The 6982-nt window shown below is 48.1% G+C and carries 9 protein-coding genes; all 9 read right to left on the reverse strand.

Going from position 1 to position 6982, the window contains the following annotated elements; translation table 11 throughout:
- Positions 1 to 421 precede the first annotated feature (421 nt).
- Positions 422 to 628: a hypothetical protein gene (locus QUA25_RS28225; RefSeq protein WP_333042969.1), complete on the reverse strand. Its 207-nt coding sequence runs from the start codon at positions 626 to 628 to the stop codon at positions 422 to 424.
- Between the two features lie 461 nt (positions 629 to 1089).
- Positions 1090 to 1626: a hypothetical protein gene (locus QUA25_RS28230; protein WP_333042970.1), complete on the reverse strand. Its 537-nt coding sequence runs from the start codon at positions 1624 to 1626 to the stop codon at positions 1090 to 1092.
- Entirely contained in the window at positions 1614 to 1883 is a 270-nt protein-coding gene (locus QUA25_RS28235) for a hypothetical protein (RefSeq protein ID WP_333042971.1), read from the reverse strand. Before QUA25_RS28235 ends, QUA25_RS28230 begins: the two co-directional genes overlap by 13 nt.
- A complete protein-coding gene (locus QUA25_RS28240) occupies positions 1880 to 2365 on the reverse strand; it encodes a hypothetical protein (RefSeq protein WP_333042972.1) in 486 nt (161 codons plus the stop codon). Before QUA25_RS28240 ends, QUA25_RS28235 begins: the two co-directional genes overlap by 4 nt.
- Entirely contained in the window at positions 2365 to 2733 is a 369-nt protein-coding gene (locus QUA25_RS28245) for a hypothetical protein (RefSeq protein ID WP_333042974.1), read from the reverse strand. Before QUA25_RS28245 ends, QUA25_RS28240 begins: the two co-directional genes overlap by 1 nt.
- Positions 2726 to 3082: a hypothetical protein gene (locus QUA25_RS28250; RefSeq protein ID WP_333042976.1), complete on the reverse strand. Its 357-nt coding sequence runs from the start codon at positions 3080 to 3082 to the stop codon at positions 2726 to 2728. Before QUA25_RS28250 ends, QUA25_RS28245 begins: the two co-directional genes overlap by 8 nt.
- A gap of 157 nt (positions 3083 to 3239) precedes the next feature.
- The gene (locus QUA25_RS28255) at positions 3240 to 3440 is read right to left on the reverse strand and encodes a hypothetical protein (protein ID WP_333042977.1); all 201 of its coding nucleotides are present in this window, start codon (positions 3438 to 3440) and stop codon (positions 3240 to 3242) included.
- Positions 3441 to 3556: 116 nt separating this feature from the next.
- A complete protein-coding gene (locus tag QUA25_RS28260; protein WP_333042979.1) occupies positions 3557 to 3874 on the reverse strand; it encodes a hypothetical protein in 318 nt (105 codons plus the stop codon).
- Positions 3875 to 4038: 164 nt separating this feature from the next.
- A partial coding sequence (locus QUA25_RS28265; RefSeq protein WP_333042981.1) for a DUF5906 domain-containing protein occupies positions 4039 to 6982 on the reverse strand: 2944 nt, incomplete at its 5' end.

The raw sequence follows: 6982 nt of genomic DNA on the forward strand, positions 1-6982 counted from the left end.
TCCCTTCGCACACTGGGCAAGTATAAGAGTTCTTGCCTTTGCCAGGTTCTAGCTTGTCAAGGTGATTGCGGATATCGAATGAAGCTGTGCTTGAATTTTGCCCGTTGTTCGGAGTAGAATTGTCGTACATGAAATTTAGCTCGTCCCTACGGCGAGTTGAATGTGGATGAATCCTCAAAACCGTTGCGCTCAGGTTCCAATTGAAAGCAACGGTTTTTTGGTGTTTACAAATGATTAAAAGATTTAGGGCATACAGAAAGGAACCGCCCTGTCAGTGCGGAAATTTACGCTGCATTGATTCATTGGTTTCGCCCGATCTATTTGCCTTATCTCACGATGCCTACCCCCAGCAAGGAGTACGGTGTTGCTGCAGGTAGGGCTTGTGATTGATTGTAGCAATGCTTGATCCATTGAATTTCGATTAAATTGGTGGCGGTACATCTTCAATAAACAACCGCCGTTTGTACCTCACTCCACACAGCAGCTTCTTTGCCAGCAACCTCTTGATTTGAGAAAGCGATACAAAGTATTTCCTCTCATAGGCTTTTGCAGGTATGCACTTGGGTGGGTCTACGGGTGCGCCCGCTGACTTGTAAACTACTCCGACTTTGGGCTTTCCTGTGGGCATAATTTTCGCGGTAAATGGAGTTTTTTGAGGGCCGATTTTTCCTAGCCAGTCTCTACCACATGGGTATTAACATCCACGAGTGAGTTCTTTGAGAGAAACGCTTGCTAGACAAGGATTTGGCTAAGCGGTCTCTGCGTGATTGCCCTTAAGGGCGACCAATGATTTTTTGGAGAGAGCGAGGGCAGAACTTTGTCCGAAATTTTAGACAGATTTTGGCTGGAAAATTACCTCTATTTTCCTAACCAGTCTCTACCACATCGGTACATAGTACCGACGAGTGAGTTTTTGGAGAGAAACGCTTGCTGGGAAAGGGTTTCAGAAAAAGCAGTTTTTGGGATATTTTGCTGCTTTCTGACTAAGTTTTTATGCTTATTTTTTGGGTGTATACCGGGTATCACTAGACCCGGTTGCAATTCGTGACCGGGAGGCAGGCCATAAGCCAGCCCCCTCCCGGCCCACGTTTACTCTTCCCCAACTAAGCGCTTGTATTCAGCCTCGGCATCCTTGTATTTTTGGGAGCCACCTTTTGAAGCTCCCCAGATTTCAAGGATGATTTTTGCCTTGTCATAGCCCCGCGCTTGCAGTTGCAAAATTCGTTCTCGAAATTGGTTCTCAGCGTCGTTCTCAGCTAGCTGAACGTTCTCCTCTTCATTTTCAGAACTCAGTGCCAGCGTACGCTCTAGCAGCTCTCGGTTTTTGTCAGTCGCAATCAGCAGTTCTGCCTCGTTCTTGCGCTGTTCCTCACTAACGTAGATGCTGGTTGATAATTCGTGAACAACATCCGCCTCTACAGCGGCTTGCTTCAGTGCCTCGAATTCCTCCGCCTTCGCCACCTTCAAAGCACATCGGCGCGCCTCGAAATAGCAAGCGAAGCCAGACACCAGGGCAACACCTTGCATGAAATTGTGCAGGGGGATTCGACGGGAAAAAACAAAAGGAGGAAGCAACCACAAGGTAACACCTGACAAGCTCAGAACTGATACTTTTAGGAGCGACATAGCATCACCCCCACACCGACCAGAGCGCCGACTGTGCTTGCAATTAGCCGAAATCGAAACTGCATCAAATCAAGTTTTAGGATAGCGATGATGGCATCATCTAAAAGCCATGCAGAACAAGAAAGGATAAGCTTGAGCGCAAACAATGCTTGAACGAATTGGAGTAGAGAAGGATGTAGCGATGCCAGCCAACATAGAAGGCTGCTGGCAATCGCAGTGAGTAAAAAAGCATTCCCCAGTGCGATCACCTTAATCATTTCTCAGTGCCTCCTAAAAGCTTGGCTTGAATTGCTGCAATCCTTTCAGTGGCACGATTTTCAGCTTTCTCAAGCCCTACCCCTAGCTTGGCGTAACCAGGAGCTAAGCCCAGTAAATGCTTAGCTAAGCCCACATCGGCTTTTTTCTTTGTAAATTCGGTTGTAGCGAGTACCCTTTGGTGCTTGCGGTAAGCTACGTGTACTGTGGCATCTGCCTCCTCAATCTGGCTCGTAGCTTTGAGGTATTTTTTCGTGTACCTTGCACCTTCGATCTTTTCCTTCGCCAGTTTTTTCCGTTCGTCGGCTTCCTCTTTACTAAAATATTGCGGAGCTTCAATTATGGCTGCGGTACGGATGGTAGCAAAGTTGCCGGGATTTAAGGGTGTGACTGCCTTGGCATCAGTAGGCGCTGCCAGTTTCTCAGATTTACTCGTGATGGCGTCGCTAACATCGCCGCCAAACAGTCGGGTCATTGTTCCCATTATTTTGATGCTCCTATTTGAATATTGATGCGGACTGGAGGGAAAAGATTTAACGGGTTAATTCGAGGCCACAAACCCAAAACAAGCACAGCAAGCCCAACCGATGCCAAGCTGACAGCGATTAATTGCCCGAAGTCTACCCATTCAAGTAGGTTGATTTGGCGGGGAGGTTCATGACTGGGTAATGCTGTGTCACGCGGTTCGGTTTTGCGGTCAAACTCTAGCCCGTGCGACATCAGCAACTTTTCCCACGTCGCTGTTGCTGTGAGTTTTCCAAATTCTCGTGCTTGCTCGTTTGTGAGATTGCAGTCGTAAGCAAGCTGCTTTAAGTGTTCGATTCGGCGGCGTGACCGCATCGGCTCAGGCATGACTGACAAGCCTCAAGTCACCGCCAATTGTTAAATTGTTGTCAAAACACGGATAACAAGAGTCTGGCATCCCCCCGCCCGTCCATTCGATTGAATAAGCCCACTCTCTCTCGTCAGGATGCCAACAAACACCACACACGTTGCCGTACTCAATGCACTCCTTGTTAAACTCATCAATCCAGTAGTCAGCGACTTTATCACCGATCACAAATAGCGGGGAACCATATTTAGACTGAGGACGCGGGACTAGGTACAACAAAGTAACCGATGCCAGTCTCTGCAAGAGTTCACGCCGGGGAAATGTAAAGTGTTGCGATCGCCCCTCAGGGAACCGCGCCGAAGTTGGCATAATTATTAAGCTCCAAACGTTTCACGAGAACGGTTTGGGGAAGTCGTGACTTGGCTAGCGGGTCCAATCGCTTGTCAGTCGCGCATCAATCTTCCTTACCTTTACAGTGCAGGTTTACAACCACCGTGTCAAGAGGTGGTTGTAAAGTTTTATGGCTTCAATTTTCCAAAATCTCTAAAATGGCTTCCATATCTGCCAAGTCGGTTTTGGATTTTTTCCGCTTGGCTTTCAACTGGTTAAGCAGGTCGGCCGCGTCAGGAAAATCTTTCCCGGCAGTGGCTGATTTTTGTTTTAAAGCAAAAAGTTCACCCTCGATTTCTTCCCGATCGGCGCGCTCTGTCGCAAGTTGCGATCGCAATTCCTGCGCTTCTTGCTTGAGCTTATTGGTGACATAGGTACTGGATTCTAGAAGCTTGGCATAGTCGGTACGGGCTTCTACTAATTCTTGCCTGAGTGATTCAACCTCACCATCACTCAGGCTTGGAGTTTTCCCGGCAATACCTCCACCGTAAAGCTTCCGCTAGGTATGTTACTTTCCAAGATTGGCGATATGTTACTCAGCGAGCTAGGTATGTTACTGTTTGCCGTAGTGGGTATGGTACTCGATTGCGATGGTGTGTTACTTTCTCCTGTACCCGCTACGCCAAAGAATTCAGCTAGTGCAGCATTTACCCCGGCGCTGAACATAGTGCCTTTTTTGGATTTCAAGCCCTTCTCTTCGCAAAATGCAATCAATGCTTGCTCAATTTCGGGAGCAAGGTAAACGGCGATATGTTTCTTGTCAGTAGCCATAGTATGTTACTTTTTCGATACAATACCACGATAACATACTTTTCATAAAGTAACATACCTAGGTACAATACTTTACAAACTGGCATACTACACTTAATCCTCCAAACTGCCACTACTGGCACAAACCCACTAGCGGCAGTTTTCAGAATAAGAGATGCTAGACCTCAACCTTCTCTGTGATGTATGAGTTCACCAATCCGACTGCGAACTACTTCCTCTTCCCCTTCCAGCCATTCAGCAAGCGTGGCTACGTCATACTTACTGCCTGGTGCTTGCCAGCCAAACATCTGTGTTTGGAGAGCTTGCATTTGTTCTGGGTAGTATTCAGGCCAGAAGTCCACAGCTATATCTCGCATTTTCTGGGCATCTTCAGGAGTAACTTTGGAAGCCAATAGCTGAGGTTGTGCCAGTAAATCTGCCAACTTCCGCCGCTCATCATCGGTAAGTTGAGAGAGTAAATTACAAACTTCCGTGAAAGGTGAAAAAATTGCGTCACCATCGTCTCCACCGCTCTGGGCGAGGGTTTTTGCGTCACCAACTGCGTCACCAGTATGTTGTGGTGACGCAGTTGGTGACGCGGTTTTCCTTGCTGTGTCTACTGGAGACGATGGTGACGCAATTTTTGCAGTCTGTAGCGAGGTTTGTACAAATCCAACTCCAAGCAAATATCTTTGCCCTTTCCGCTCCATCTCGTCTCGTTCATTATGGCGGCACACCTGGAGCTTAGGGAAAATTTCACTAAACCTTGACCCCAACTGGTTTATAGCTTTTACAGGAGCGTCGTATTTACTTGAAAGTTCATTCCAAATCAACTTCTCCTTGGTGCCGCTAGTATCTCTTTCTAAAATCCCTGCATCCTCATACCACGCTTGGAGTTGCTCCCACAAATCTTTAACCCAGACACGACCGCCTGCCTGAACTTCCAAACCAACTTCACGGGCAAACTGCCAGAGGTGGCGACTCTCTTCCTGAGCTTCCCGCATCGCCTCACGAGTTGCTTTATAGTCAATCCCTTCAGTCAATAGCAGTGGCAACCGCTCCAACATCTTGTTAAGCATTGCCGGCGCAATCCTCTCAAGGATAAAATTCTCGTCATCCTTAAAGCGTGGGTCAGCCTCTAATTCACCCTGAGACGGGTCAGCGTTGCGCTTGTAGGTCTTATTAAATCTCAATATGCCGTAGCGGTCATCAATCGCAGCCGTTCCCCCGGTGATGGCGGGTAGCTTGTTACAGTTTGCAAAAAAGATAGCAGCAGGCTTGTACTCATAGCCATCCTTGCCCTTGCGCTCAATGTCAAGAATGTCCCCAGTAATAAACTGTTTAAGGCTCTGAAGCTCATCTAAATTAACCTTTGCCGTATTTTCTGAAGCCCAATTACAGATACCACCCTCAATGCCTGCCAGAGAAAACTTGCGACCAGTATCATAAGCTCGGAAGTCAGACAGCGATTTACCAGTCATCCCTCGTCCAAATACAGCGGCTAATATGGTTCGCGCCGTGTCCTTCCCGTTGGCACCCTCGCCCTGACAAAGCAGCCCTTTGACGCCCCGGCCCGTCAACTTAGAACGCACAAGTTTTACATTCAACCCAGCAGCAGCGGTTCTCAAGAATACTTCCCGCTCTGACGGCTCCAAACATTCTAGAAAGCGATCACAATCCGTCACATCGATATTGGGGTCATACCTACAACCAACATAGGTATAAACCTGTCTAGGGCTATGTGGCATGAGTAAGTGCGAACCATCAGGATTAATTCTTAGCACCCCATTGAGACAATTTAAGCCATCGGGGTTGATTGTATTAGGGTCTACAGCCTCACGCAGAAGAACATAGGCATAGACCTCGTTGACGCTGGCAGAATTCGCACGGTTACAGCGATACTTCCCTTTGACGAATTCAGAGTAAGTGCTCAACCAATCAAGGATGCGTCGCTTCTCAATGGTCTCTGGTCGCAGCTCGTAGTGAGTCCCCGTGAACCCGTAAAGCTGACCAGCTATAGAAACCCAATGGCTGCCCGAATACAGTGCCTCGACAGCTTTTTGCACATAGTTTTGCTCTGGAATCGGCGCGGTATCTGGGATGTAGTCTCCTGTGCTACCATTGGACGACAAACATACTACATTTTCTTGCGTGCGCGGGTGAGAAGTTAAAGAAATATTAGGAGTTGATTGCTTTGCAACGCTATTGACCGCTTCCTCCACCCGTTGAATAAATTCCTCACTGTCTATGGCTTCCAAGATTTCTCGAATATCACCTGCCTCTGGAATATTTGGGTAGATATCACGCGGATCGATGACTACACAAGGGAATTGGATGTGACGCGCAAGAAGCCAAACTTCTTGACCCTTTTTGATACCCGCGTCATCGTTGTCTCGCAACTTTGCTATCACGACGTTTGTACCCGTCGCTCGCAGTGCTTCTAGCATTATTTGTATTTCGGGATGATTCCAGTCAGCACCTTGCAAGGTTAGGGCTGCTATGCCGACACTCCGCGCAAGTTCTACGTTGGGTTCTCCCTCAACCATCAGAACGATAATGGGCTCGCTATCGGGGACGGTCTGCAAAAGTCCAACAACTTCATCCAGCCGATAAGCCGGCCAGCGAACATCACCCTTGCTCATAGATTCTTTGCCGTTGGGGTCGATGTGAACTGGGCGGCAGGTTTTCTCGCGCCCTTTGGGATGAGTAGGTTCTGGCCATTCAAACCGCAAAACCTTTTGAGTGTCGCTGTATTTGTAGGCAATTTGAGCCGCATTGCGCGGAACGTCTTTGACAAAATAAGTTAGCCGCTCCCGGTCTGGTGGTTTTCCGGGTGCGGGTAACTTGAGAAGTTTTGCGCCGATCGGAATGGGTGCGGGTGGGTATTCTTTTTTCTTAGCCTTTGGTTTTTTAACTTGGGGTGCAGGTTGCTCTCCGTTGCGCTCGGCCAAGAATTCAGCCAGTGGTCGGATAGCTTCTCGGATATCTTCAGTCGAACAGCCACCGCTCCAACACTTATATTTACCGCTTTTGGGGTCAATGGTTAACCTGTTCCCTTCGCACACTGGGCAAGTATAAGAGTTCTTGCCTTTGCCAGGTTCTAGCTTGTCAAGGTGATTGCGGATATCG

It is taken from the genome of Microcoleus sp. Pol17C6, assembly GCF_036701145.1.
In the GTDB taxonomy this organism is placed as follows: Bacteria; Cyanobacteriota; Cyanobacteriia; order Cyanobacteriales; family Microcoleaceae; genus Microcoleus.

What these genes read in the sequence shown, in the direction of transcription:
- QUA25_RS28230 (WP_333042970.1), bottom strand. Translation starts at nt 1,626, where the DNA reads ATGTCGCTCCTAAAAGTATCAGTTCTGAGCTTGTCAGGTGTTACCTTG.
- QUA25_RS28260 (WP_333042979.1), bottom strand. Translation starts at nt 3,874, where the DNA reads ATGGCTACTGACAAGAAACATATCGCCGTTTACCTTGCTCCCGAAATT.
- QUA25_RS28225 (WP_333042969.1), bottom strand. Translation starts at nt 628, where the DNA reads ATGCCCACAGGAAAGCCCAAAGTCGGAGTAGTTTACAAGTCAGCGGGC.
- QUA25_RS28245 (WP_333042974.1), bottom strand. Translation starts at nt 2,733, where the DNA reads ATGCCTGAGCCGATGCGGTCACGCCGCCGAATCGAACACTTAAAGCAG.
- QUA25_RS28250 (WP_333042976.1), bottom strand. Translation starts at nt 3,082, where the DNA reads ATGCCAACTTCGGCGCGGTTCCCTGAGGGGCGATCGCAACACTTTACA.
- QUA25_RS28240 (WP_333042972.1), bottom strand. Translation starts at nt 2,365, where the DNA reads ATGGGAACAATGACCCGACTGTTTGGCGGCGATGTTAGCGACGCCATC.
- QUA25_RS28235 (WP_333042971.1), bottom strand. Translation starts at nt 1,883, where the DNA reads ATGATTAAGGTGATCGCACTGGGGAATGCTTTTTTACTCACTGCGATT.